This window comes from Stenotrophomonas sp. JAI102 (assembly GCF_013409105.1).
GTDB lineage: Bacteria > Pseudomonadota > Gammaproteobacteria > Xanthomonadales > Xanthomonadaceae > Stenotrophomonas > Stenotrophomonas maltophilia_AA.
Genome location: NZ_JACCCI010000001.1, coordinates 700,875 through 726,535, shown reverse-complemented (window position 1 = coordinate 726,535; position 25,661 = coordinate 700,875). Strand labels below are relative to the sequence as shown.

The 25,661-nt window shown below is 68.1% G+C and carries 19 protein-coding genes and 2 pseudogenes; 13 read left to right on the top strand and 8 right to left on the bottom strand.

Annotated elements, in window-relative coordinates; translation table 11 throughout:
* Positions 1–119: 119 nt before the first annotated feature.
* Entirely contained in the window at positions 120–2,939 is a 2,820-nt protein-coding gene (locus tag HDC96_RS03410; protein ID WP_179458739.1) for a glycoside hydrolase family 3 C-terminal domain-containing protein, read from the bottom strand.
* Positions 2,940–3,207: 268 nt separating this feature from the next.
* Positions 3,208–3,651, bottom strand: a complete 444-nt coding sequence (locus HDC96_RS03405; protein WP_179458738.1) for a helix-turn-helix domain-containing protein — start codon at positions 3,649–3,651, stop codon at positions 3,208–3,210.
* A 75-nt stretch (positions 3,652–3,726) separates the two neighbouring features.
* Here HDC96_RS03405 and HDC96_RS03400 point away from each other — a divergent pair, with 75 nt between their 5' ends.
* Both HDC96_RS03400 and HDC96_RS03395 read left to right on the top strand, forming a co-directional pair.
* On the top strand, positions 3,727–4,914 hold the full coding sequence (locus HDC96_RS03400) for an MFS transporter (RefSeq protein WP_179458737.1): 1,188 nt from the start codon (positions 3,727–3,729) through the stop codon (positions 4,912–4,914).
* On the top strand, positions 4,902–5,630 hold the full coding sequence (locus tag HDC96_RS03395) for a helix-turn-helix domain-containing protein (RefSeq protein ID WP_179458736.1): 729 nt from the start codon (positions 4,902–4,904) through the stop codon (positions 5,628–5,630). The genes HDC96_RS03400 and HDC96_RS03395 overlap by 13 nt, the downstream gene beginning before the upstream one ends.
* Here the strand turns inward: HDC96_RS03395 and HDC96_RS03390 are convergent.
* Positions 5,615–6,505: a sterol desaturase family protein gene (locus tag HDC96_RS03390; protein ID WP_179458735.1), complete on the bottom strand. Its 891-nt coding sequence runs from the start codon at positions 6,503–6,505 to the stop codon at positions 5,615–5,617. The two genes, HDC96_RS03395 and HDC96_RS03390, sit on opposite strands and share 16 nt — an antisense overlap.
* Positions 6,506–6,778: 273 nt before the next feature.
* Between HDC96_RS03390 and imuA the strand changes: the two genes are divergently transcribed.
* The 5 genes from imuA to HDC96_RS03365 all read left to right on the top strand — a co-directional run bounded on the left by imuA (position 6,779) and on the right by HDC96_RS03365 (position 13,417).
* Entirely contained in the window at positions 6,779–7,396 is a 618-nt protein-coding gene (imuA, locus tag HDC96_RS03385) for a translesion DNA synthesis-associated protein ImuA (protein WP_179458734.1), read from the top strand.
* Between the two features lie 9 nt (positions 7,397–7,405).
* Positions 7,406–8,821: a DNA polymerase Y family protein gene (locus tag HDC96_RS03380; RefSeq protein ID WP_179458733.1), complete on the top strand. Its 1,416-nt coding sequence runs from the start codon at positions 7,406–7,408 to the stop codon at positions 8,819–8,821.
* Positions 8,818–11,922, top strand: coding sequence for an error-prone DNA polymerase (locus tag HDC96_RS03375; protein ID WP_179458732.1), 3,105 nt, complete (start codon positions 8,818–8,820; stop codon positions 11,920–11,922). The genes HDC96_RS03380 and HDC96_RS03375 overlap by 4 nt, the downstream gene beginning before the upstream one ends.
* A 110-nt stretch (positions 11,923–12,032) precedes the next feature.
* Entirely contained in the window at positions 12,033–12,539 is a 507-nt protein-coding gene (locus HDC96_RS03370) for a hypothetical protein (protein ID WP_179458731.1), read from the top strand.
* Between the two features lie 110 nt (positions 12,540–12,649).
* On the top strand, positions 12,650–13,417 hold the full coding sequence (locus HDC96_RS03365) for a YggS family pyridoxal phosphate-dependent enzyme (RefSeq protein WP_179458730.1): 768 nt from the start codon (positions 12,650–12,652) through the stop codon (positions 13,415–13,417).
* A gap of 56 nt (positions 13,418–13,473) precedes the next feature.
* Here the strand turns inward: HDC96_RS03365 and HDC96_RS03360 are convergent.
* Positions 13,474–14,336 (bottom strand): annotated as a pseudogene (locus HDC96_RS03360) (LysR substrate-binding domain-containing protein).
* Between the two features lie 18 nt (positions 14,337–14,354).
* Here HDC96_RS03360 and HDC96_RS03355 point away from each other — a divergent pair.
* Positions 14,355–14,546 (top strand): hypothetical protein, encoded by a 192-nt coding sequence (locus HDC96_RS03355; protein ID WP_179458224.1) that lies wholly within the window; start codon positions 14,355–14,357, stop codon positions 14,544–14,546.
* Positions 14,547–14,860: 314 nt separating this feature from the next.
* Here the strand turns inward: HDC96_RS03355 and HDC96_RS03350 are convergent, their stop codons facing one another.
* Positions 14,861–15,745 carry an AraC family transcriptional regulator gene (locus HDC96_RS03350; RefSeq protein WP_179458729.1) on the bottom strand — a complete coding sequence of 295 codons (885 nt, stop codon included), beginning with the start codon at positions 15,743–15,745 and terminating at the stop codon, positions 14,861–14,863.
* 161 nt (positions 15,746–15,906) lie between these two features.
* Here HDC96_RS03350 and HDC96_RS03345 point away from each other — a divergent pair, with 161 nt between their 5' ends.
* Together HDC96_RS03345 and HDC96_RS03340 are read left to right on the top strand one after the other, a co-directional pair.
* Positions 15,907–16,977 (top strand): aldo/keto reductase, encoded by a 1,071-nt coding sequence (locus HDC96_RS03345; protein WP_179458728.1) that lies wholly within the window; start codon positions 15,907–15,909, stop codon positions 16,975–16,977.
* A 79-nt stretch (positions 16,978–17,056) separates the two neighbouring features.
* A pseudogene (locus HDC96_RS03340) lies at positions 17,057–18,334 on the top strand (chloride channel protein); the annotation flags it as partial.
* A 90-nt stretch (positions 18,335–18,424) separates the two neighbouring features.
* Here HDC96_RS03340 and HDC96_RS03335 read toward each other — a convergent pair.
* Together HDC96_RS03335 and HDC96_RS03330 are read right to left on the bottom strand one after the other, a co-directional pair.
* Positions 18,425–19,411: an MDR family oxidoreductase gene (locus HDC96_RS03335; RefSeq protein WP_179458726.1), complete on the bottom strand. Its 987-nt coding sequence runs from the start codon at positions 19,409–19,411 to the stop codon at positions 18,425–18,427.
* 120 nt (positions 19,412–19,531) lie between these two features.
* Positions 19,532–20,176, bottom strand: coding sequence for a TetR/AcrR family transcriptional regulator (locus HDC96_RS03330; protein ID WP_179458725.1), 645 nt, complete (start codon positions 20,174–20,176; stop codon positions 19,532–19,534).
* 126 nt (positions 20,177–20,302) lie between these two features.
* Here HDC96_RS03330 and HDC96_RS03325 point away from each other — a divergent pair, with 126 nt between their 5' ends.
* Together HDC96_RS03325 and HDC96_RS03320 are read left to right on the top strand one after the other, a co-directional pair.
* Positions 20,303–22,585 carry a TonB-dependent receptor gene (locus tag HDC96_RS03325; RefSeq protein WP_179458724.1) on the top strand — a complete coding sequence of 761 codons (2,283 nt, stop codon included), beginning with the start codon at positions 20,303–20,305 and terminating at the stop codon, positions 22,583–22,585.
* Positions 22,586–22,602: 17 nt separating this feature from the next.
* A complete protein-coding gene (locus tag HDC96_RS03320; RefSeq protein ID WP_179458723.1) occupies positions 22,603–23,508 on the top strand; it encodes a tyrosine-protein phosphatase in 906 nt (301 codons plus the stop codon).
* Positions 23,509–23,637: 129 nt separating this feature from the next.
* On the opposite strand, the gene HDC96_RS03315 is transcribed toward HDC96_RS03320, so the two are convergent.
* Positions 23,638–24,105 (bottom strand): MarR family transcriptional regulator, encoded by a 468-nt coding sequence (locus HDC96_RS03315; RefSeq protein ID WP_343202992.1) that lies wholly within the window; start codon positions 24,103–24,105, stop codon positions 23,638–23,640.
* A gap of 66 nt (positions 24,106–24,171) precedes the next feature.
* On the opposite strand from HDC96_RS03315, the gene HDC96_RS03310 reads away from it, so the two are divergent.
* Positions 24,172–25,650 (top strand): FAD-dependent oxidoreductase, encoded by a 1,479-nt coding sequence (locus tag HDC96_RS03310; RefSeq protein ID WP_179458721.1) that lies wholly within the window; start codon positions 24,172–24,174, stop codon positions 25,648–25,650.
* Positions 25,651–25,661: the final 11 nt, after the last annotated feature.

Here is a 25,661-nt window from a genome sequence, read left to right as displayed (position 1 = left end):
GCCGCGGCAGGCACGACCAACAGTCGTGCCCTACCGGGATGACGCTGTTTCACACGGGTGGCCGCCCTGGCGGCCACCGCACCAGCAGGTACCGACCGCAGGTCGGTACCTGGCGTCGATCAACGCACTACTTCATCACCGAGCACGAACGCGATGGTTTCCACCGGCTCGTTGGCCGAGCGCGACAGCTGCAGTTCGTAGCGGCCCTCGGCGATCTTCCACTGCTTGTCGGCGGTGTCGAAGCTGGCCAGCGTCTTCGGTTCGGCCTCGATGCGGATCCGGCGCGATTCGCCCGGCTGCAGCGTGACCTTCTGGAAGCCGATCAGGCGGATCGGGGTGGCGCTGCCTTCGGGCATCTTCAGGTACAGCTGGGCCACGTCCGCGCCGGCCACCTTGCCGGTGTTGCGGATGTCCACGGTGGCGACCAGACGCTGGCCCATCGAGGTGGCGCTCAGGTTTTCATAGGTGAAGCTGGTGTAGGACAGGCCATGGCCGAACGCGAACTGCGGGGTCAGGCCCTTGGCGGCGAACCACTTGTAGCCGACGTTGGCGCCTTCGATGTCGTAATCGATGGTGTCGTCCGGCTTGTGCTTCGGGTTGAAGCCCAGCCCGTTCACTTCCGGACGCGGCAGCTGGCTGGCATCCACCGGCCAGGTCACCGGCAGGCGGCCGGACGGATTGACCTTGCCGGTCAGCAGCGCGGCAATGCCTTCGCCGCCACGGATGCCCGGGTACCACGCCTGCAGCACCGCCGGCACCTGCTGCAGCCACGGCAGCTCGACCGGGCCGTTGGTTTCCAGCACCACCACGGTCTTCGGGTTGGCCTTGGCCACCCCGGCGATCAGCGCGTCCTGGTTGTCGGGCAGCTTCATGTGCGGCAGGTCGACCGATTCGGCCGACCACTGCGTGGCAAATACGATCGCCACGTCGGCCGCGGCGGCAGCGCGCGCGGCGGCGGCCACGTTGCGGCCATCCACGTACTCGATGCTGGCGTCCGGGCGCTCGGCGCGCAGGGCCTCCAGCGGCGAGGACGGATGGAAGATCACCGGACCCGGCCAGGTGGTCGGCAGCACACCCGGCACCGCGTTGGTGCCCTTGGCGGTCCAGCCCACCATCGACGAACCACCGCCGCCGATCACGCCCTTGTCGGCGTGGCCACCGATGATCACGATGCGCTTGACCTCCGGGCCCAGCGGCAGCACGTTGTTGGCATTGCGCAGCAGCACGCTGCCTTCTTCCACGGTGCGCTGCGCGGCGGCGAAACCGGCGGCGTCATCGATCGGCTGGTGCTGCGGCGGCAGGTCGAAATTGCCGTTGGCGAACATCGCGCGCAGGATCCGCGACACCATGTCGTCCAGGCGCGCACGCGGCACCACGCCGCCATTGACGGCCAGGCGCAGCGGTGCGTCGAAGTACACGGCCTTGTCGAACACTTCACCGGCCGACTGCTGGTCCAGACCGGCCAGCGCCGCCTTGGAGCCGCTGTGCACGCCGCCCCAGTCGGACATCACGAAACCGGGGAACTTCCATTCCTGCTTGAGCACCTGGTTCATCAGGTAATCGTGCTCGCAGCCGTAGATACCGTTGATGCGGTTGTAGGAGCACATCACCGAACCGGGCTTGCCGATGTCCAGTGCGATCTCGAACGCCAGCAGGTCCGATTCGCGCATGGCCTGCTCGCCGATCTCGGCGCTGTGGAAATTGCGCGAGGTTTCCATGTCGTTGAGCGCGAAGTGCTTCATCGTCGACACCACGTGCTGGCTCTGCACGCCGCGGATCGACTCGCCAACCAGACGACCCGCCAGCAACGGGTCTTCACCGGCGTATTCGAAGTTGCGGCCGTTGCGCGGATCGCGCTGCAGGTTGACGCTGCCGGCCAGCAGGATGTTGAAGCGCTGCTGCCAGGCCTCGCGGCCCATGGTGGCGCCACCGGCAAAAGCGACTTCCGGGTTCCAGCTTGACGCGGTGGACGGACCGGACGGCATCGCCGTGGCGTGGTCACCCTTGCGGATGCCGCCCGGGTTGGTCACGCCCACGCCGGCGTCGGCCGACTGCTGCGACGGAATGCCCAGCCGCGCCACGCCGGGCACGAAACCGGCCGAACCGACCGCGCCTTCCGGCAGCGGGCCGCCATCCTTGCCCAGCCCGAAGTAGCTGTGCAGCATCTGGAACTTCTCGTCGTCGGTCATCTTCGCCACGATCAGCCGGGCGCGTGCATCGGCGTTGAGCGAGGTGTCCATCCACGGCGTGTCGCCGCCGACCGGCGCGGCGTAGCCCAGGGTCAGCAGCTTGCCTGCGATGGCCGGGCTGTCGGCATCGATGCGCAGCTTGACCGCGGTGCTGGAGGCCGACTGGAACCCGTTGGAGCGGGCCACGTCGCCGTTGGCGTCGAAGCCGGTCACGGCGGCATCGTTGGCACCCAGCAGCACGGCCGGCGCGCCCACGCGCGAGGCATCGATGAGCTGTTTGAAGCGCGCGCCATCGGCGGCGGCGGTATGGGTGTACAGCGCCACCACGTGGCGGCCGTCATTCAGGCGCAGGTAGTTCATGCCCGGGGCTTCGATGCCCGACTCGGCCTCCACCGGCAGACGCGAGATCACGATGCTGCCACGGCGCTCGGCCGAGGCCGGGTCGGCACTGACGAAGCGGTAGGTGTAACCCAGCTGGTCGGCCAGCGCTTCCAGCGGATCCGGCACGTGGCTGGTGCCGCTGGTGTCCGCTTCGCGGTGCACGTTGCCGATGGTCAGCGCGTCCACGTTCATGGCCTGCAGCTGGGCCGCAACGTCGGCCGCATTGAGCCATTTCGGCGCCTGTTCCAGGCTGAGCACGGTGAAGGCGTCGGCTCCGCCGGTGGTGGCGGTGGGCGCGGCCCAGGCCGAGGCGGCCAGCGAGAGCGTGATGGCGGCCGTCAGGGCCAGTGGCTTTGTAATCGTTTTCATAAGCGGGCGAAACACCTTTGCTTGCGCAAAAAATCCAGGGAGTCGTGCCGCAGAAGGGTGCAGCGCCAAGATGGCGGATGCCGGCGCCTTGCAGGCCGGTATCGGGTACTACCAGGCAATGCAGCTACGACCAGGCCCCTCCGCCCGTCGATACAGCCGCCCTGCCCGGTGGGCGCCGCAGGCGGCACCCATCCGGTGAAGAGTCGTCCACCCTGTTCATCCCTGTCAACAGCGTGTTCAGTTTCGGCGGCATAGGCCGCCCCGTCGATCACGGCGTGGCGGGCTTGACCACGTGCGTTGCCGCGGACGCCAGCACGCGCCCTTCCCTGTCCTGCGGCAGCAGCGGCGCCAGCGGCTGGCCATCGGCCAGGGTGAGCAGCTGCGAGCGTGGTTCATGTTCGGCGAACAGGAACGCTTCGCCCCACTGCCGTAGCGCCACCACCAGCGTGAACAGCGCCTGCCCTTTTGGCGTCAGGACGTAGTCGTGGTACCGGCTGCCATCGGCCGCCGGCTGCTGGGCGAGCACGCCGGAATCCTGCAGCGCCTGCAGGCGCTGGCTGAGCATGCTGCGCGACATGCCCAGGTTGCGTTGGAAATCACTGAACCGATGTACCCCATCGAAGGCGTCGCGCACGATCAGCAGCGACCAGCGGTCGCCGATCAGGTCCAGCGCACGGGCCACCGGGCAGGTGGCGTTGGGATCGTCGTGCATGGGGCACCTCCATAGGTGGTTTTATTTTAGAACCAGATCATCCAGAATCAACTGGTTCTATTTTGAGACCATCAGATGTCCATCGCCGCACCGCTGCCCCGTACCGCCACGCCCCTGCTGTTGTTGTTCGCCTGCGCCGCCGGGCTCAGCGTGGCCAACGTCTACTACGCCCAACCGCTACTGGATGCGCTGGCCGCCGACCTGCACATCGGCACCGCCCGGATCGGCGCGGTCATTGCCGCTACTCAGCTGGGCTCGGTGATCGCGCTGCTGTGGCTGGTGCCGCTGGGCGACCGGTTGGAACGCAGGCGCCTGATGGCAGCGCAGAGCGTGGCGCTGGTCGTGGCCCTGTTGGGCGTTGCCCTGGCCGGCAACGCCACCGCACTGCTGCTGGGCATGTTGGCGGTGGGCCTGCTCGGCACCGCGATGACCCAGGGGCTGATTGCCTATGCCGCCGCTGCGGCGGGCCCGCATGAGCGTGGCCGCGTGGTCGGTGCCGCCCAGGCCGGCGTGGTGATCGGCCTGCTGCTGGCCCGGGTGGTGGCTGGTGGCGTGGCCGACCTGGGGGGCTGGCGTGCGGTGTATGTGCTGTCGGCGGTGCTGATGGTGGTCAGCGGCGCGGTGCTGTGGCTGCGCCTGCCACGGCTGCCGGTGGCCGATGCCCCGCCCCGGATCGGGTTGATCACTCTGCTGCGTCAGCAACCTGTGCTGCGCCAACGCGGCGTGCTCGGACTGCTGCTGTTCACCGCGTTCGGGCTGTTCTGGAGCAGCATGGCGCTGCCATTGAGCGCACCGCCGCATGCGCTCAGCCATACCGCCATCGGTGCGTTCGCACTGGTCGGCCTGCTCGGCGCGTTGGCCGCCGCGCGCAGCGGGCACTGGAGCGATCGCGGCCATGCCGACCGTGTTTCCTTTGCTGCGCTGCTGCTGTTGCTGTTGAGCTGGGCCCCGCTGGCTGCGCTGCCTCTGCACATGGGCTGGCTGGTACTGGGCGTGCTGTTGCTGGATCTGGCGGTACAGGCACTGCACGTGACCAACCAGAGCCTGATCCTGGCCGCCGCGCCCAACGCGCAGGCGCAGGTGATCGCCACTTACATGCTGTTCTATGCGGCCGGCAGCGGGATCGGCGCGCTGCTGGGCAGCAGCCTGTATGCCGCGTATGGCTGGAGCGGCGTCTGCACTGCCGGCGCCCTGGTTTCGGTGCTTGCGCTGGGCGCGTGGCGGACGGTTTCCGCTACCCTGCGCAGCAGATGCAAAGATTGAATGATGCGGAGCGTGCGTTGAAGGCGTCCACGGCAGTGAACGGGCAGTGGTCTGGCGCACTGCTGCTTGGCCCGCATTTCGCCGTGCTGCAGGGGCATGCCGGTGCCACCGGTGCGCATGCCCACTATGCCCACCAGGTGCTGCTGGCCGAGACCGGCCAATGGACCGTGGAGAACGAAAACGGGCTGCAGTGCGGCGCACGCCTGTTGCTCCCCTCGTTCCAGTCGCATGCGGTGCGCACCGTACCGCTGCGCGGCTGCACGGTATGGATTGAACCCAGCCATGTCGACCTGCAGAAGCTGCAGACACAGCTGCCGTTGCTTCCCTGTGATCCGCAGGCGTTGTTGCCCTGTCTGTCGGCCCTGGTCGCGCGGGCGCCGCTGGATCGACGGCTGCAGGCCGCACTGGACGCACTGGACGCGCGGTTGCCGGAGCGCATTGCGGCCCCGGCGATTGCGGCGGCCGCGCACCTGTCCGAAAGCCAGTTGCACCGCCGCTTCCAGCAGGACCTGGCCGTGTCGCTGCGTGGCCTGGTGCTGTGGCGCCGGTTACGCCAGGCACTGGTCCAGGTCATCGAGGGACACAGTCTGACCAGCAGCGCACATGCCGCCGGCTTCGCCGACCTTGCGCACTTCTCGCGCAGCCTGCGGCGCATGTTCGGCGTGCAGGCCGGGCATCTGGCCAGCCTGCACCTGCAGCACTATCGCGGCGACTGATCCAGCCCGGGGGGCGCTGGCGGTTCCGGCACGTGTGGCAGCGCGCGGAACGGCGCCAGCAGTTGCCCCAGATAGCGCCGTGGATAGGCCGGCTGGCTGCCAATCCCCAGGTCGTCCACGCGCATCCGATAGTCGGCATCGAAGGCCGTCCCAAGCAGATGATCCCAGACGGTCAGGAACAACCCGAAGTTGACATCGCCGGCCTCGCCATAGCGCATGTGGTGGAACCGATGCAGTGGGGCCCATGCCATCACCTTGCCCAGCCAGCCCGGCCGCATGTCGACGTTGGAGTGCTGCAGCAGCAACTGGTTGGCAATGGCAAAGGCCAGCACCGCCGCGACCGGGTACGGCATGCCCAGCAACAGCAGTGGCAGCACCCCGCCCAGAGCTTCGGCTGTCTGGTGCAACGGGTGCTTCATCAATCCGTTGAACCCATACATGCGGGTCACGCTGTGGTGGACCGCATGCAACCTCCACAACCAGGCCCAGCGATGGCTCGCGTAGTGCACCAGGGTGATGCCCAGGTCCGCGGCGACGATCGCCAGCACCACCTGCGCGACGACACTCCAGTGCGTCGGCCACAGCTGCCACGGCATCCACGCGGCCACCAGCGGAATCGCACCGATCGCCAGCAGGTTCAACCCTTCGTTCACCAGCGCGTGGACGGCATCGCGGCCCGCATCGCCCTGGCCTGCGTTGAAGGCCGGGTCATACGGCCAGCAGCGCTCGGCCAGCCACGACAGGGCGATGGCCAGGACCAACCCCGGCAGCAGCCACACGGCCGACCCCGCTGCATACCCCACCCACCACGTAGCCACCCCCACGAATCCAAGCAGCATTCCCGGCGCATACAACGCCAACCACCATCGCTTCATCGACCTGCTCCATACAAAGGAGCGGCCATGCTCGCGACAACGCCGGTGCCAGGCTTGAACAAACCGCGCATCCCGCCCTGCGTGGATGCTCTCCTGAAGCATTCAGCAACCTCAACCGGTTCGGAATCCGGCTGTCGAATTCGTTAGCATTTTTACTAATTGCGGGTAGGATTGTCGGTCTCAGCCTTTGACACGCGTGCTGCCGATACTCGCCGCCATGCCCTTGTTTCCCGCCCGTTTCCGCCTGCTCCAGCCCTGCCGGGAGGCCCGCTGATGGGCGCCGTGCTGGCCCTGGACCGGCTGCTGGAAACCCGCCGGGTCTGGCGGGGGCAGCCACGTGCGGCCTTCCCGGAGGTGGCCCCGCACCCCACCGGCCACCCGGCGCTGGATGCCCGCCTGCCCGGGGGTGGCTGGCCGCCCTCGGCGTTGTCGGAGGTGCTGCTGGCTTCGCCCGGGGTCGGTGAGCTGGCCCTGGTCTGGCCGACCCTGGCACGGCTGAGCCAGCAGCAGCAGACCGTGGTGCTGATCGCCCCGCCGCACCTGCCGCATGCCCCGGCCTGGGCCCGCGCCGGGCTGGCGCTGGGCCAGGTGCAGGTGGTCCAGGCCAGCCCACGCGATGCGCTGTGGGCGGCCGAACAATGCCTGCGCTCGGCCGCCTGCGCGGCGGTGCTGTGCTGGCCGCAGCAGGCCGATGACCGCGCGCTGCGCCGGCTGCAGGTAGCGGCTGAGACCGGCCAGTGCCTGGGCTTTTCCTTCCGCGATGCCCGGCATGCGCGCAACCCCTCCCCGGCCGCGCTGCGCCTGCAGCTCGACGATGGCCAGGTGCGGGTACTCAAGTGCCGTGGCGGGCTGGCACCGGCGCAGCCGCTGCCGCTGGCCGTGGCCCATTGAGCCGCCGCCGTGGACTGGGCCTGCCTGCTGCTGCCGCACCTGGCGCTGGACGCTGCCCTGCGCCAGCAACCGGATCCGGCCGCGCCGCTGGTGCTGGTCACCGGCCCGGCGCAGCGGCGCGTGCTGCATGCGGTCAGTCCCTCGGCACGGCAGCTCGGGCTGCGCCGCGGCATGCTGCTCTCGGCCGCGCAGGTGCTCACCCGCGACATGCTCAGCGTGGAATACGACCCGCGCGCCGAGCAGGCCACCCGCCAGCTGCTGGCGAGCTGGCTGTACGGCATCAGCTCGCAGGTCAGCCTGGATTTCCCGCATGCGCTGGCACTGGAAATCCGGGCCAGCCGCGCCCTGTTCGGTGATTGGCCGAAGGTCGAGCAGCGGCTCACCCGCGGCTTGACCGAGCTGGGCTTCCGGCATCGGCTGGTGGCCGCACCGAATCCGCATGCCGCCAGTGTGCTGGCCCGCGTGCATGGCCGGCTCGGCGTGGATGCGCACCAGCTGGGCGCGGCCCTGGCCCAGGTGCCGATCGAACGCAGCGGGCTGCCGGTCGAGGCGGTCACGGTGCTGGCGCGCTCGGGCCTGCGCACGCTGGGCGCCGCGTTCGGCCTGCCACGGGAGAGCCTGGCGCGGCGTTTCGCGCCGCAGGTACTGGCGCATCTGGATGCGCTGCGTGGGATCAGCACGCCGCCGCTGCGCTATTTCCAGCCACCGGACCGCTTCGATGCGCGCATCGAGTTCGAGTACGAGGTCGAGTCCACCCAGGCGATGCTGTTCCCGCTGCGGCGGCTGACCACCGACCTGGCCGCCTTCCTGTGCTCGCGCGATGGCGGCGTGCTGCAGTTCGATCTGTGGTTCGAACACGAAAACCACCCGGATACGCGGCTCTCGATCGGCCTGCTCGCGCCCGAGCGCGAACCGGCGATGCTGTTCGAACTGGCCCGCAACCGCGTCGATCATCTGCAGTTGCCGGCGGGCAGCCGCGGCCTGCGGCTGCAGGCCGAGCAACTGCCGCCGTTCGTGCCGGCCGCACGCGATCTGTTCGACCCGCGCCCGCAGCAGGCGATGCCATGGGAGCAGCTGCGCGAACGCCTGCGGGCGCGGCTCGGCGATGACGCCGTGCAGGGGCTGGGGCTGCGTGCCGAGCACCGGCCCGAACGCGCGAGCGGCGATGCCCAGGGCGCCCCCAAAGCCCGGCCACCGGTGCTGCCGCTGCGTCCGGGCTGGCTGCTGGCGCAGCCGCAGGCGTTGCAGGATCCGCACCTGCGCATCCTGTCCGGGCCGGAGCGGATCGAATCGGGCTGGTGGGATGCCGGCGACATCCGCCGCGACTATTACGTCATCGAAACCGGCCACGGCCAGCGCGGCTGGGCCTATACCGCCGCCGATGCACGCAGCGGACCTTTCATGCTGCACGGCTGGTTCGCATGAGCGCGCCGCCGTTGCCCGGGTATGCCGAGCTGCACTGCCTGTCGGCCTTCAGTTTCCAGCGCGGCGCGTCCATCGCCGAGGAGTTGTTCGCGCGCGCCAAGGGTCAGGGTTATCACGCGCTGGCGATCACCGATGAGTGTTCGCTGGCCGGCATCGTGCGCGCTTGGCAGGCTGCGCAGAAGCACCAGCTGGCACTGATCACCGGCGCTGAATTCCAGCTGGAGGACGGCCCCAAGCTGGTGCTGCTGTGCACCGACCAGGGCAGCTACGCCGCGCTGTGCCAGCTGATCACCACCTGCCGCCGGCGCGCGCCCAAGGGCGAGTACCGCTGCCTGCGCAGCGACATCGGATCGTTGCATGCCGGCCTGCTGTGCCTGTGGGCCGACGCCACCCCGGGCATCGAGGATGCACAGTGGCTGCAGGCCTGCTTCCCGCAGCGGCTGTGGCTGGCGGTTGAACTGCACCGCGAGGCCGACGACCGCGCGCGCCTGCAGCGCCTGCGTCGTTTCGGCCGCGACCAGGGCATTCCATTGGTGGCCAGCGGCGATGTGCACATGCATGTGCGCCGCCGCCGTGCGCTGCAGGACACCCTCACCGCGATCCGCCACCACTGCACGCTCGGCGACGCCGGCTGGCGCCTGTTCGCCAATGGCGAGCGCCACCTGCGCACCCGCCAGGCCCTGGCCACGCTGTACCCGCCCGAGCTGCTGGCCGAGACGCTGCGCATCGCCGAGCGTTGCCACTTCGATCTCAAGCAGCTGCAGTACACCTACCCGCGCGAACTGGTGCCGGCCGGCCACGACCCGGCCAGCTGGCTGCGGGTGCTGGTGGAGGAAGGCATGCGATGGCGTTGGCCAACGGGCGAGACGCCCCGGCAGCGCCACCAGATCGAACACGAGCTGGCGCTGATCCACACCAAGCAGTACGCGTCGTACTTCCTGACCGTGCACGATATCGTGCGCTTCGCGCGCAGCCAGCAGATCCTCTGCCAGGGCCGCGGCTCGGCCGCCAATTCCTCGGTGTGCTATGTGCTGGGCGTGACCGAGATCGACCCCAGCGACATGGACCTGCTGTTCGAGCGCTTCATCTCCGCCGAGCGCGACGAGCCGCCGGACATCGACATCGACTTCGAACACGAGCGCCGCGAGGAAGTCCTGCAGTACGTGTTCAACCGCTACGGCCGCGAACGCGCTGCGTTGACCGCGGTGGCGATCAGCTACCGTGGCCGCAGCGCGGTGCGCGATGTGGCGCGGGTGCTGGGCCTGCCGCCGGACCAGGTCAATGAACTCGCCGCCTGCCTGGACCGCTGGAGCAGCCACGAGCCGCTGCCCGAGGCGCTGCGCGAGCGCGGCTTCGATCCGGAGACCCCGCTGATGCGGCGGGTGGTCGCGCTGACCGCCGAGCTGGTCGACTTCCCGCGCCACCTGTCCCAGCACCCGGGCGGTTTCGTGATCTCCGAACATCCGCTGTCCACCATGGTGCCGGTGGAGAACGCGGCCATGGCCGACCGCACCGTGATCCAGTGGGACAAGGACGACCTGGATGCCACCGGCCTGATGAAGGTCGACTGCCTGGCGCTGGGCATGCTTACCGCCGTGCGCAAATGCCTGGCGATGCTGGAGGCACATGGCGAACCGCCGATGAGCATGGCGAAGATTCCGCCGGATGATGGCCCCACCTACGACATGATCTGCCGCGCCGACACCCTGGGCGTGTTCCAGATCGAGTCGCGCGCGCAGATGGCGATGCTGCCGCGCATGCAGCCACGCTGTTTCTACGACCTGGTGATCGAAGTGGCGATCGTGCGCCCGGGTCCGATCCAGGGCGACATGGTCCATCCCTATCTGAATCGACGGAAGAAGCTGAAAGAAGAAGGCATCGAAGAGATCGACTACCCGCCCGCGCTGGAGAAGGTGTTCAAGCGCACGCTGGGCGTACCGCTGTTCCAGGAACAGGTGATGCAGCTGGCGGTCGCCGCCGCCGATTTCAGCCCGGGCGAGGCCGATGCGCTGCGCCGTTCGATGGCCGCCTGGAAGCGCCACGGCGGGCTGGAGCCGCACCGCGACAAACTGCTCGCCGGCATGGCCGCCAACGGCTACAGCCGCGAGTACGGTGAGCGCCTGTTCGAGCAGATCAAGGGCTTCGGCAGTTATGGCTTCCCGGAAAGCCACGCGGCCAGCTTTGCGCTGATCACCTATGTCAGCTGCTGGCTCAAGTGCCACCACCCCTCCGCGTTTGCCGCCAGCCTGATCAACAGCCAGCCACTGGGCTTCTACACCCCGGACCAGATCCTGCAGGACGCGCGCCGCCATGGCGTGCCGGTGCTGCCGGTGGACGTGCGTTACAGCGCGTGGGACTGCACGCTGGTCCCGCCCACCTCGCCGGGTCGCCCATTCGGCATCCGCCTGGGCCTGCGCCTGGTCGATGGCTTCAGCGAGGCGGTCGCCACCGGACTGGTACAGGCGCGCCACCGCGCGCCGTTCGACAGCGTTGCCGACCTGAGCCAGCGCGCGCAGCTGGACCGTCGCCACCAGGGCCTGCTGGCCGATGCCGGCGCACTCAAGGGCTTGAGCGGCCATCGCCATCGCGCGCGCTGGGAGGTTTCCGGCGTTGAGAAGCCACTGCCGCTGTTCGAGACCGCGCGCGCCACCGCTGAAACCGCCGTGCCGCTGCCGTTGCCGAGCGCCTTCGAGGACATGCAGGCCGACTACAACAGCACCGGCACCACGCTGGGCCGGCACATGGTGTCGTTCATCCGCAGCCAACTGCGCCAGCGCCGTTGCCACCGCTCCGACGAACTGATCGCACTGCCGCACGGGCGCAGTGTGCGGTTTGCCGGCCTGGTGCGCATGCGCCAGCGCCCCCAGACCGCCAGTGGCGTCACCTTCCTCACCCTGGAAGACGAATGCGGCATGGTCAACGCGGTGGTCTGGCGCAAGATCGCCGACCGCCAGCATCGCGTGCTGGTCGAAGCGCAGTTGATGCAGATCGATGGCCGCCTCGAACGCGTGGACGGCGTGCAGCACCTGATCGTCCGCCAGATGCACAACATCGACAGCCTGATCGACGGCGTGCGTACCCACAGTCGCGATTTCCGCTGAGCCATCTCGTGACCCACCTCACACTCTGAATTCAATTCCAGAGTTTTCCGACTGGTGTCGCGAATGGCCTATCCGGTATGGTCGCACCCTTCCAAGGATCCGGAGACGGTATGTCGCGCGCGCTGACCCTCACCACGCTGGTTGTGTCCAGCCTTGCTCTGGCGGTGTCCGGGTGGACCGCGCTGCGCCTGCACCAGAGCCAGTCCGATGAGCGCGTCATCACCGCGCGGGGCCTGGTCATCCGCGATGCCAACGGCCAGGCGCGGGTGATTCTCGGCGCGCCGGTCCCCGACCCGCTCACCAAAGGTGTAGCCCAGGGGCCGCGCGCGTCACCGCTGTCGGGCCTGATCCTGCTCGGTGCCGATGGCTCCGAGCGTGGCGGGTACGGCACCGCCGATGTCGGCGACGAGGCGATCCTCACCCTGGACGATGCCACCGGCACCACCGAAGTGTTCAAGGTCACCGCCAACCCTGACCGCGGCGCTACCCTCGTGGTCAAGCACCAGAACAGCACCGGCGCGATGCTGACCTCCTGGCAGGGCAAACCGGAGCTGATCTTCCTCAACAACGACGAACAATCGCACTACGTCAGCCCGCACTCCGCCGCGGCGCCCTGATATCGGCGGGCGGTGATTTTCGGGTAGCGCTATGACAACCTGTCCGTTGTCACGGGACCGCCCTGCCGGCGCGCCGACGCGCCGCAGCCGTCCCCGCTTCCGGAGCCCGCATGCCCATCGCTGCCCCCACCTGGCCCCAGGCCACTACCGTCGACGAAATCCGCCACAACCTGGAGGCGGTGCGCGAACGCATCGCCCGTGCCTGCGCACTGGCTGGTCGCGACCCGGCCGGCGTGCGCCTGCTGCCGGTCAGCAAGACCGTCGATGAAGCCCGCCTGCGCATGGCGTGGGAAGCCGGCTGCCATGAGCTGGGCGAGAACAAGGTGCAGGAGGCCCAGCGCAAAGCCGCGGCCATGGCCGACCTGCCCGGCCTGCGCTGGTCGGTGATCGGCCACCTGCAGACCAACAAGGCACGTGACGTGGCGCGCTTCGCCAGTGAGTTCCAGGCATTGGACAGCCTGCGGGTGGGACAGGCGCTGGATCAGCGGCTGGCACTGGAGCAGCGCACGCTGGACGTCTTCGTGCAGGTCAACACCTCTGGTGAGGACAGCAAGTACGGCCTGGACCCGATCGAGGTCGCCGACTTCGTGCAGCAGCTCCCGGCGTTCCCGAACCTGCGCGTGCGCGGGCTGATGACCCTGGCGCTGTTCTCGTCGGACCCGGAACAGGTACGCCCGTGCTTTACGCGGCTGCGCGACCTGCGCGAGCGGCTGCGCCCCACGCTGCCACCGGGCATCCGCCTGGAAGAACTGTCGATGGGCATGTCGGGCGATTTCGACATCGCCATCGAGGAAGGCGCGACGGTCGTAAGGGTCGGCCAGGCCATTTTCGGCGCACGCTCGACCCCGGACAGTGTCTACTGGCCGACCCCGGCATGAGCTGACATCGCCCGGTCATCCATTGCCACGACCAGCCCGCGGCCCCGTTCCACGGGTTAGCCCGCGGTATTCATGTGCAACGCATGCTCAGCCGCTTCGGCGTGCAGCCAATCGCGAAAGGCCAGGAAGCCCTGATGCGTCGCCGATCGCGGCGGGTACACCAGCCAGTGCGACCAGCGCGTCTTCAGCCGGTGCGGTGACAGCGCGATCAATTGCCCGGAATCGAGCAGCAGGCGCGCCCGCGTCACCCGCCCCAAGGCCACGCCGATGCCATCCAGCGCGGCGCGATGGTGCGCTTCGGAATCATTGAGCATCGCCACATAGCGCGCCGGCGGCGTGTCATCCACCAGCGCAAACCACCGGTCCCACTCGCCATCCGGGTCGCCCAGCAGCGGCCAGTGCGAGATGGGCTGTCCATCCACACCGCCCATCTGCTGTACGAGTGCGGGACTGGCCATCGGCACCAGCCACTCGTCGAACATCGGCTCGGCGGTCAACCCCGGCCACTGGCCTGTACCTACGCGCAGCGCCGCGTCGATCTGCAACTGGCGTGCGAAATCAGTGAGGCGCTCGCTGGACTCCAGATTGATCTCGATCTGCGGATAGGCGGCGACGAACCTGCCCAGTCGCGGCACCAGCCAGTTGGAGGCCATCGAAGGCAGCGCGCTCACCGTCAGGACCCGGTCATGGCGCGCCGCGAACGGCTGGAACGCCTGCCCGATCGCATCCAGATGTGGTGCGACCTGATCCAGCAAGCGCTGCCCTTCCGGCGTGACCCGCACACCGCGTGGCTGGCGCAGCAGCAACGGATAGCCGAGGCGCTGCTCCAGTTGCCGCATCTGGGGCTGAGGGCACTGACCGTGAGGTTCACCGTCTCGGCCGCGCGGGTCAGGTTGCCTGAACTTATCGTCAACTCCATTCAAGTGGAGATAGGCGCATGAACCTGTTTGGCGGACTGCTTTTTCTGCAGGGGCATATCACCAATGTTGCACTGGCCCGGCAACTGGCCGGCGTGGATGCCGTGGACGGCGAGACGGAGGCTGGGCCGGGGGACGCCGCAGCAGGCGGATCGCAGTGTGGGGAGGTCGCGCCGGACGTCGTTGCAAAGACATGCCCGAGCAGCCGTTGATATGGCCAAGGCGGCCGACGCGCCCTGGCGCCCTGTCCGCCACCGGATGTGCCATGCTCGCCCCGTTGCAACCCACCTGGAGAGCGTCGCCATGGCCAAAGGCCTGAACAAACAGAAAGAGCAGAAGAAGAAACCTGCCAAGACCGCCAAGGAAAAGAAGGCGGAGAAGAACGAAAAGAAGACCACCCGCGGTTTCGCCCCGGTCTGACCGGCGGGTCTACCCGGTCACTGCGCGGGCAACATGGGAGTGCGGCCACACCACGGTGTCCCGCAGCTCCTCGCGCTGCATCCCGCCGCCATCGGCACGCCAACGCTCATGCGTCGGCCAACCTCAGTCTCTGCGCATCCGTCGCCGGCGGCATCCCGAACAGCCGCGCGTAGTCCCGGCTGAACTGAGAGGGGCTCTCATAGCCCACCCTGTGACCGGCATCCGCCGCATCCAGCCCCCCGCTGACCATCAGCCGCCGCGCCTCCTGCATCCGCAACTGCGTCCTGAACTCCAGCGGGCTCATCGCCGTGACCGACTTGAAGTGCGCATGGAAACTCGAGCGACTCATGCCGGCAATGCGCGCGACCTCATCGATACGGCAGGCACCCCGGAAATTCGCCCGGATCCACAGGATCGCGCGGGCAATCTGCCCGTGCCGGCTGTCGCCGCGCGTCATCGCCTGCAGCACGCTGCCATCGGGACCGGTCAGAAGCCGATAGAGAATCTCGCGCAGCGCCAGGGGACCGAGCGCCTCCGCATCCGCCGGTGAATCCAGCAAGGCAACCAGGCGTGTCGTGGCGTCCAGCAACCCAGACGTCATCGCGTTGAGCGAAAGACCTGCAGGCGCCCGGTGCTCTGCGGCGGGCCGGGGGTACTGCAGCGCGAGCTCACCCAGCACGGCCGCATCAAGATCGAGCTGAAGGCTCAGATACGGCCGCGCTGCGGTCGCCTCGATCACCGCTCCCATGACCGGCAGCCCGACCGATGCCAGCAGATAGCAGCTCGGATCGTAGTAATAGACGCTCGACCCCAGCAGGGCACGCTTGCGGCCCTGCGCCACGAAGCATACGGTCGGCTCATAGATCACCGGCATGGGCATCGTCGGGGTGCTGCACCGGATCAGCTTCACGCCGGGCAGCCGGCAGTCGAAGGTGCCGTCACGCAGGGCATGCCGGGCGATGGCATCACGGAACTCTGCAAGCGAGGCCATGTGGCCGTCTCCATCGACGTGCTGGTACTGCCCGACATCATCCGTCAGCGCCGGACGATCGTGCAAGCTTCCCGGAGGACACGGCTACCGGCCCATGGCGGCGCGCCGGAACAATGGGCGCCCCCGCAGGCAATGCCCTGCCCGCCACGGAGAACACTCGCATGACCTCCCACACCTCGCTCGATCATTACCGCCTGCTCGGCCGCGCCGGGCTGCGCGTCTCGCCCTTGTCGCTGGGCACGATGACCTTCGGTGCCGACTGGGGCTGGGGGTCCGACGACGCCGAAGCCCGACGGATCTTCGATGCGTATGTCGACCGCGGCGGCAACTTCATCGATACCGCGGTCAACTACACCAATGGTGCCGCCGAACAGATCCTCGGCCGTTTCGCCAAGGCCCGGCGCGACCGCCTGGTGCTGGCCACGAAGTTCACGATGGCCCGTGATGCCACCAACATCAATTCCGGCGGCAACCACCGTTACAACCTCGTGCGCTCGGTCGAAACCAGCCTGCGCCAGCTGGACACCGACCGGATCGACCTGATGTACCTGCATGCCTGGGACTTCACCACCCGGCCGGACGAAGTGATGCGTGCGCTGGACGATCTCGTCCGCACCGGCAAGGTGCTGTATCTGGGCATCTGCAACACGCCCGCCTGGCGCGTGGCCGAACTGCAGACCCTGGCGGACCTCCGCGGCTGGGCGCCGCTGGTGGCCCTGCAGATCGAATACAGCCTGGTCGAACGCACGGTGGAGCACGAACTGCTGCCGATGGCCGAGGCCATGGGCCTGGGCGTGCTGCCCTGGTCGCCTCTCGGCGGCGGCATCCTGACCGGCAAATACACGCGCGCCGATCTCTCCGACGAAAATGGTGCCGACGTGGCGAGCAGTCGCAAGGGCGTGATCGCCTCGATCGGCCATCTCAACGAACGCGCACTGGACATCGCCGCAGTGGTGGGCGAAGTGGCCGGGGAACTGGGCGTGTCGCGCTCGCAGGTGGCGATCGCCTGGACGCTGGCCAATCCGGCGGTGGTGTCGCCGATCATCGGCGCGCGCACCGTGGCGCAGGCCGAAGACAATCTTGGTGCGCTGGACGTGGTGCTGAGCGATGCACATCTGGCGCGCCTGGACGAGGCCAGCGCACCGGCACCGATCTTCCCCGCACGCTTCATCGGTCGGCCGATGGCGCAGCAGTTGATCTTCGGCACCTCCACGCTGAGCGGGCGGAAATAAGCCGTGCCACCTCATTCTGAGCGCAAACCGACAGATTCAGTGAAAAGGACCGGCAGATCGTCGTGAGACAATGCGGTTCATGACCTCTCCCGACCCTCAACGCCCTCTTCTTTCCAGGGATGCGTGGAAGCGCCGTGCGGCCCTGTGGGGCGGTGCGGTGGCCGTGGCCCTGGTCGCGATCGTGTTCGCCAAGGCCAGCGACGCCGCCTTCAGGGTGTTCCAGTCGATCATTGCCCACTCGATCTGGTGGGCACTGCTGGTGACGCCGGCGGTCTTCGCGCTGCTGGCATGGCTGACCAGTGGCGCCCTCAAACCCACGCGTGGCAGCGGAATTCCGCAGGTGATCGCGGCGCTCGATGTGCCAACACCGACGTTTCGGCGGGACAACCTCTCGCTGGGCGTATCGGCAGGCAAACTCGCCCTGACCACGCTGTCCCTGCTCGGGGGCGCCTCGGTGGGCCGCGAGGGCCCTACCGTACATGTCGGCGCCAGCGTGATGTACATGTTCGGGCGATGGTTCGGATTCCGCGATCCCAAGGAGCTGTCGCACTTTCTGCTGGCCGGTGGCGCAGCCGGTATCGCGGCGGCGTTCAACACGCCGCTGGCGGGCATCGTGTTTGCCATTGAAGAGCTCAGCGGCCGTTTCGAGCACCGCTTCTCCGGCACGCTGCTGACCGCGGTCATCGTGGGGGGCGTGGTATCGCTGGGCCTGCTCGGCAACTACACCTACTTCGGCAAAGTCACCGCGACCCTGCCGCTCGGCCAGGCCTGGCTGGCGATCGTCCTGTGCGGCGTCGTCGCGGGCCTGCTCGGCGGCGTGTTCGCCAACGCCGTGCTGCTGACCATGGCAGGCCGCCCACGCTGGCTGGGTCAGCTGCGGCAGCGTCATCCCGTCCTGTTGGCCGCCCTGTGCGGGCTCGCCCTGGTCCTGCTGGCGGCGGCCTTTGGTGCGGGCGCCTTCGGCACCGGCTACGAGCAGGCCAGGGGGCTGGTCCAAGGCGCGCCCTCGGTCGGCCACGAGTTCGGGCTGATGAAGCTCCTCGCCAACCTGGTCTCCTATGTCGCCGGCATTCCCGGCGGGCTGTTCTCGCCCGCCCTGGCCGTCGGTGCCGGCCTGGGCCACAACCTCGCCGCCATCATGCCCTCGGTCGATGAGCGCATCTTCGTCCTGCTGGGGATGTGTGCTTACCTCACCGGGGTGACCCAGGCACCGCTGACCTCCGCGGTCATCTCGTTGGAACTGACGGACAGCAGCGACATGCTGCTGCCCATTCTGGCAACGGTGCTGATCGCGCGCGGCGTCTCCGGCCTGGTGTGCCGCGTGCCGATCTACAAGGCCATGGCCGAACAGCTGGTCAAGCCGCTGCAGGGCGCCCACCCGCCGCCGGCGTAGCGCGTTGATCAACCGCAGGTCCCTGCTGCCCATCGCCCGCGTGTGCGGGCCGGATCACGCGTTGACGTCCACCACGGTGCGCCCCTGTACGCGGCCCTGCAGTACCTGCCCGGCACGTGCGGGCACCTCGGCCAGCCCGATCACCTGCGTGGTGCGTGCGAGCTTGCCCAGGTCGAGATCGCTGGCCAGGCGCGTCCACGCCTGCTCGCGCGCTGCGTAGGGCGCGTTGACCGAATCGATGCCGGCCAGCGTCACGTTGCGCAGGATGAAAGGCAGCACGGAGCCCGGCAGATCGGCCCCCTGGGCCAGACCGAAGGCCGCCACCACACCGCGATAGCGGGTCTGTGCGAGCACGTTGGCCAAGGTATGGCTGCCCACCGCGTCGATCGCACCCGCCCAGCGTTCCTTGGCGATCGGCGCACCCGGTTCGGACAGCGTGGCGCGGTCGATGATCTCGGCCGCGCCCAGCGCCTTGAGATAGTCGGATTCCTCCCGCCGGCCGGTCGAGGCGACCACCCGATAGCCGAGCGCGGACAACAGCGCGATCGCGAGGGAACCGGCGCCGCCGTTGGCGCCGGTGACCAGGATGTCCCCCTGGTCCGGTGATACACCGCCATGCTCCAACGCCAGCACCGACAGCATCGCGGTATAGCCGGCAGTGCCGATCGCCATCGCGTCACGGCTGGAGAAAGCCTCGGGAATCTTCACCAGCCACTCGCCCGGCACGCGCGCCTTCTGTGCATAGCCGCCGTGATGGGTCTGGCTCAAGCCCCAGCCGTTGACCAGCACACGATCACCGGCGGCGTAACCCGGATGGCTGGAGGTCTCGACCACGCCGGCCAGATCGATGCCGGGGATCAGCGGGAAGGTACGGATCACGGGCGAACGGCCGCTCAGCGCCAGCGCGTCCTTGTAGTTCACCGTGGAATATTCCACGGCAATGGTCACGTCGCCGGGCATCAGATCCTGTTCGGTCAGATCGACGACGCCAGCCGTGATGCTGTCACCGCTTCGCGTGGCAAGGAGGGCTTTGAAGGACATGGGATCTCCGGTTCCGGTGCATGAAGGGCGTTGCAGAGGGAACCAGTCTGCGCACGGCGTTGTACCGTCCCGTTAAATGGCAACCGTTCCCGCGTCCACTCGACCCCGTGTGACTACCCCTCACTCGCCCAGCACGCTCGCAATTGCCACCGCCAGCAGCGCACGCACGGTCTCCGCCGCGAGGTCCGGATCGCGTACCGCACGCATCGCCAGGCCCTCGACCAGCAACCGCATCAACAACGTGCGGCGTTCCAGATCGGCGTCTTCGGGGGTGCGGCCGCGCGCGATGTCGTGCTGCCGCAACCACGCGGTGATCGCCGCACTGGTCAGCCTGTCGTGCCGGCGCAGCACCTCGGCCACCACGGGATCGCGATGCGCTTCGGCGGTGATCTCCGCATACAGCGCGACGTTGGCGATGGCGTTGCCGCGGGTCTCCAGCGTCTCGCCGCGCGCCCACAGCTGGTAGCAGCGCAGCAGCCCGTCGACCAGATCGGCGGCGGCCGGCATGTGCCCGATCGCCTCCTCGTCGTGCGCGAGCTGCCGTTCGATCAAGGCCAGGATCAGTGCGCGCTTGTTCTGGAAGTAGCGGTACATCAGGCCCTGGCTGATCTCCGCCTCCGCGGCGATGTCGCTGATCGAGCCGGCGTGGAAACCACGGGCGATGAAGCAGCGCTGCGCGGCATCGAGGATGCGTTGTCGCTGCGCCTCGGCACGGGCGGCGGCGGTGTCGTCGGCGGCAACGCCGGAAAGGGAATTAAGCGTCATTGCTCGTCATGGCAGGCGTCCAGTTGAGGACGGATGGTACGACAGCCGGCGACTGAATGAACGGTCATTCATCTGTCATTTTGCGCGCCCAGACTGCGCCGGCCCCCTCCTTCCATGAACACTCCGATGCGCCACGCCCAGCTGCACCGCCACCTGTTAGCCCTCGCCATCGCCACCGCCCTGCCCGGCCTCGCCCTGGCCAACGACGCGGATACCGCCACGACCACCGATAGCGCCGCCCGCGACGTCGTCGCGCTGGATCAGGTGGTCGTCACCGCCCAGAAGCGCGCCACCAATCTGCAGGACACCCCGATCTCGGTCTCCGTGGTGGATGCCGAAGCACTGAAGGACCGCAGCGCGATCTCGATCGGCAGCCTGTCCGATGGCTCGATCCCCTCGCTGCGGGTCACCCCGTTCGCGACCCGCAGCTCGGCACTGAACATCGGCATCCGCGGCATCGGCGCCTCCGGTGATGCCAACCAGCCCGCACGCGATGCGGGCGTTGGCGTGTATGTCGATGGTGTGTTCATGGGCCGCGCGCAGGGCCTGGGCAGCATGCTGTACGACGTCGAGCGCATCGAGGTGTTGAAGGGGCCGCAGGGCACGCTGTTCGGCCGCAACACCGAAGGCGGCGCACTCAGCATCGTCACCCGACAGCCCACCGGCGAGTTCGGTGGCCGCGTGAGCGCAGGCGTCTCCAACTACAGCGGCTACACCACCGGCCTGCACCTGGACCTGCCGAAAGTGGGTGATGTCAGCTTCAAGATCGACGCCGTGCAGGCCACGCGCGGCGGGACCACCGACAACCCGATGCGCGGCGAGCGCGACTTCAACAGCTACGACAAGCGCGGCGCCCGCATCACCGCGTTGTGGCAGCCCAGCGACGACTTCTCCGCGCTGTATGCCTTCGACCGCTCCTACGATGCCACCACGCCGTACCACACCCAGTTGCTGGTCCCGGGCCCCTACGTGAGCCCACTGCAGAAAGCCGGCGCCAGCGAAGATCGACGTGATTCCGCCATTCTCGGTGGCCCACAGGAAGACAACATCGGCCGCACCAGCGGCCACCTGCTCAACCTCGGCTGGACGCTCAGCGACAGCCTGGAACTGAAGTCGATCAGCTCCTACCGTGAACTGACCCAGGGCCAGTTCGACATGGGACTGGTCGACGCGATCTCCGCCTATGGCGGCCCGAACACGCCGTTCGGCCGCTACAGCCTGGCCCAGGTCTACCAGCACCAGTACAGCCAGGAGTTCCAGCTGATCGGCACCACCTCGCAGATCCAGTTCCTGGCGGGTGCCTTCTACTATCACGAAACCGCCGGCGACAACGCACAGACCCCCAACATGCTGCTGTGGGGGCCGGGCGGCAACAGCTACACGCTCAATCCCGCCACCAACCCGTTGAACCTGGGCAACGTGCGCGTCGATCGTGCGAGCAAGGCGTGGACCGACAGCCTGGGCATCTTCGGCCAGGCCACCTGGACGCCGGCCTCCCTCGAGCGTCTGCACCTGACCGCCGGTGGCCGCTATACGCGCGATGACAAGAAGGGCAGCCTGTACATCGTCAACGGCGCGGCCACCGATCTTGCCTTCGACGATGCGTGGGGACGCTTCGATCCGATGGTGAACATCGCCTACGACCTCGGCGAAAACGCGATGGTGTATGCCAAGTACAGCACCGGCTTCAAGGCCGGCGGCGCCAACTCGCGCTCCACGACCTATACCGCCTTCGCCCCGGAAGAGGTGACCGCGCTCGAGCTCGGCTTCAAGTCGCAGTTCTGGGACAACCGCGCGCGCCTGAACCTCGCGCTGTTCGATTCGAAGATCGAGCACAAGCAGATGGATTTCTCGCTGCCCTTCGATCCCAACAGCGGCGAGACCCGCACCACGATGGTAACCACCAACGCGCTCAGCAACGGCACCTCGCGCGGTGCGGAGCTGGAATTCAACGTGATGCCGGTGGACAACCTCACCGTCGGCCTGAACTACGCCTACACGCGGATCGATGCGCAGAGCGCGGTCGACCCGTTCGGCGCGGGCGTGCAGGTCACCGTGCAGCCGCTGCTGGCGCCGAAGAACGCCGGCAGCGTGTCGCTGGACTACCTGCTGCCGTTCGCCAATTTCTCCGCGCTCAAGTTCCACCTCGACGGCAACTGGTCCGACGGCTACTACACCAGCGAGTACGACCAGATGCTCACCGACAGCTCCTTCATCGTGAACGCCCGCGTGGCCCTGATCGACGTCCCCCTCAACAGCACGGGCTCGACCCTGGCCGTCTCGCTGTGGGCGCGCAACCTGCTCGACGAAGAACACCTGTTCTACAAGCTCAACAACGCGTCCCTCGGCCAGAGCGGGATCGTCAATGATCCGCGCACCTATGGCCTGGACGTCACCGTCACCTTCTGATCGCCCTGGAGATTTCGATGAAGAACCGAAGCACCCCACTCGCCCTTGCCATGGCCCTTAGCCTGCCGATGCTCACCGGCGCCGGTATCGTGCTGGCCCGCGCGCCGGTCGCCGAGACTGCGACCGCCGCCACGCGCACCCCCAACGTGCAGCCAGTCGCCGCCGACGCACAGCGCGTCATTCCGCTGCAGGGCGCATGGAACACCCGCACGTTTGCCGGCCTGCAGGGCACCCATGGGCCGATCCCGGCCAGCGCGTTCGTGCGCACCTCGGACCTCGGTCGCCTGACCGCCGCCGACCGCGACGCACTGGCCGCCGCCGGCGTCACCCTGGATATCGACCTGCGCACCGCCGATGAGCAGGCGCAGTCGCCGGACCTGCTGGCCGACGATCCCCGCTTCGCCTACCAGCGCACCTCGCTGATGGGGACCGAGAAGATGGACCTGCAGAAAATGATGACGACGTTCCCGGACTCGCTGGGCGCGGCCTACGTGCAATGGCTGGATCACAGCCAGCCACAGTTCAAGCAGGTCTTCCAGCGCATCGCCGCCGAGCGCGACGGCACCGTGCTGTTCCATTGCACCGCCGGCAAGGACCGTACCGGCATCATCGCCGGGCTGCTGCTCGACCTGGCCGGCGTCCCGCGCGCGGACATCGTGCACAACTATGCGATCTCCGCGCATTACCTGGAAGGCCAGCCCAAGGACAGCGCGATGAACGCGCAGATCATGGAACTGATCAGACAGAACCCGGAGATCGGCAGGAAGATGGCCGGCATGTCGGGCACCGCGCCGGAGAACATGGAGATGTTCCTGGTGGCCCTGCATCAGCAGTACGGCGGTGCCGAGGGCTACCTGAAGTCCATCGGCGTCAGCGAGGCGGAGATCGATCAGCTGAAGCTGCGGTTGGGTCAGGCCGGCTGAGCCGAGCGGGTCATGGGGGCGCCGGGCCACGGACGGTCCACACGTGACGCACCGGGCGTCGCGAGCTGGCGCTCGCCACGGACATGACGGGTCCAGGCGACGGTCGGCTGAAAGGTCCGCGGTGCGTCGTTACGGCTCCCGCTCGCGGGCTTCCAGCGCGCTGGCGAACTGTGCCATCAAACGGACCAGCTCCGATACATCCTGCGCGGACCACGACGCGAAGATCTCCCTGCCGATCCGCTCGCGCGCGGCGTCCAGCCGATCGGTCATCTCCTTGCCCTTTGGCGCGATGGTCGCCTCCCGGATGCGGCGGTCCTCGGGGTTTCCACGACGTGTCACCAGCTCCATCGCCGCCAGTTTGGCGACCTGCCGGCTGATGGTGGTGTAGTCGCGGCCCAGCCGGTCGGCCAGGTCCACCACGCCGATGGGGCCGACCCGCTCGATCACCACCAGCAGGCGGAACAGGGCCTGGTCCAGCGTCACCCCGGCCTCCTGGATCAGCCGCTCATCGTTGCGCGGCCGATTCATCACGCTGGCGAGGCTGACCATGGACAGGTGCAGCGACTTCAGCGCGGCCGAATTATGTGTATCTTGCACCTTCTTTTTCGCAGGCATAGCATCCCCTCCAAGTAAGTGCATATTACACACACCTGGAGCGGCGACATGGGGACGACCCCTGAAGTAGTGATCTGCGGTGCCGGCGCTGCCGGCCTCACCCTGGCCATCGAACTGGCCCGCCGCGGCGTGTCATTCCGCCTGGTGGAGCAGCGGGAACAGCCCTTCCATGGCTCACGCGGCAAGGGCATCCAGCCGCGCAGCCAGGAAGTCTTCGAGGACATGGGCATCCTCGATCAGCTGTTCGCGGTCGGTGGGCCCTACCCTGTGTCCCGGATCCATCGCGCCGATGGCAGCAGCATCGACGCGGCGGTCATCGAGGGCGCACCGGCCACGCCGGCCGAACCTTACCGCCAGCCGCTGATGGTTCCGCAGTTCCTGACCGAGGCCGTGATGCGCGATCGCCTTGCCGAGCTGGGACACCGGGTCGAGTTCGGGCATGGACTGATCGGCTTCGAGCAGGACGCCAGCGGCGTGACCATTCGTCTCGCCACCCCCACGGGCGAGCAGACGCTTCAGACGCGCTATCTGGTCGGTGCCGATGGCGGCCGCAGCTTCGTGCGGCAGGCACTGGACATCGGCTTCCCGGGCAAAACGCTGGGCGTGCGCGCGGTGGTGGCCGACATCGTGCTGAAGGGACTGCCGCGCGATGCCTGGCACAGTTTCAACGAGGACGACATGGCGCGGCGCATCTCGCTGTGCCCGCTCATGGGAACAGCGCTGTTCCAGCTGCAGGCCCCCGTGCCGCTCGACGGTGACGTGGATCTTTCCGTCGACGGGCTGGCGGACATGGTGCGCATGCGTACCGGCCGCGAGGAGCTCGCGGTGCTCGATGTTCATTGGGCGTCCGCGTACCGGATGAACGCGCGCTTGGCCGACCGGTACCGCGACGGCCGCGTGTTCCTCATCGGCGACGCCGCCCACACGCATCCGCCGACGGGCGGCCAGGGCCTGAACACCAGCGCGCAGGATGCCTACAACCTCGGCTGGAAACTGGCTGCGGTGTTGAAGGGTGCGCCGCAGGCCCTGCTGGATACCTACGAGGAAGAGCGCCGCCCCATTGCGGCCTCGATGCTCGGGCTTGCCACGACGCTGCTCGCCCAGGCCCAGCGCGGCGACAACCGCCGCGGGCGCGACGTGCAGCAGCTTGATCTCGGCTATGCAGAATCGTCACTCACGCTGCCTGCCGACGCCCGTAGCGGGCGCATCGCGCCGGGCAGCCGGGCGCCGGATGCGCCGCTGCAGGGCGCGGGTGGACAGCGCATGCGCCTGTTCGACGTGCTGCGCGGAACGCATTGGACATTGCTTGGCTATGCCTGCGATCGGACCGTCGCCCCCTCGTGTGCGGGGTTGCGCGTCCACGTCATCGGCCCGGCTGGCGACCTGCACGATGTCGAGGAGCACTTCGTCGAGGCCTATGGCGTGCAACCGGGCGAGTGGCTGCTGATCCGGCCGGACGGGTACGTCGCCGCCGTGGTCGACACGTCGCGCATCGACATACTGGAGAGGCATTTCTGGGGGTATTGATGCCTGCCACC